The sequence below is a fragment of the Kitasatospora misakiensis genome, assembly GCF_042656005.1.
Lineage (GTDB): Bacteria > Actinomycetota > Actinomycetes > Streptomycetales > Streptomycetaceae > Kitasatospora > Kitasatospora misakiensis.
In genome coordinates this window covers 1-601 of the sequence record NZ_JBHSOF010000155.1, presented here as the reverse complement: position 1 = coordinate 601, position 601 = coordinate 1, and the positions used below count along the sequence as shown (strand labels likewise).

General features: G+C 57.4%; 1 protein-coding gene. It reads right to left on the bottom strand.

Annotated features, from left to right (window positions below):
* Nucleotides 1-178: 178 nt before the first annotated feature.
* The coding region (locus ACFP3U_RS37015; RefSeq protein ID WP_004172088.1) for an RNA-dependent RNA polymerase family protein at nucleotides 179-601 on the bottom strand (423 nt) is incomplete at its 5' end.

Below are 601 nucleotides of genomic sequence, written 5' to 3'. Positions count from 1 at the left end.
CATAGTCCTGAGCCGGGCTGGGAAAGCCGCACTGCACCAGGTCGGCAAAAAAGGGAAAGGAGACAATCTGACGTAGCTCAACCGGCGTGTAAACGTTCATTTTTCAACCCACCACACAATGTCGCGGTAGGGATACCCGTTACCGGATACCCCCCGCACAGATCCCGGCGTGCGCGATTTACGCACCGGGCTCCTGCCTCGGGTGTCTGGCGGTGAACCGCTCCACAGGCCATGGATGAAGAACCCGAACCCTTGGTAGCCATGCGGCTGCCAGTTTGTTTGCTTTCGTCCAGGTCGTATCATCCTTCTGGCTCCTGCGCCTGAGCGCCCGGCGCCAGAGGTTTGTTACGTGTGTCCTGAACTTCTGCATGGTGGGGAAGTTGCCCGGTACCGAGTGATAGTTCAGGTATCCCTGAACCACTCTCCTGAGCCATTTTCCCTGTTCGGGGATTGAGTAATGCCAGCGCCTTCGCAGACCGTCTTTGATGGCTTTCAGAGTTGCCGTCATCCGATCCCGGCGGGTCTTTCGTATCAGCATGAACCTGCCGTTGCGATCTTTCCCGCTGATGTGCGTGAACCCGAGGAAGTTGAACGTTTCTGG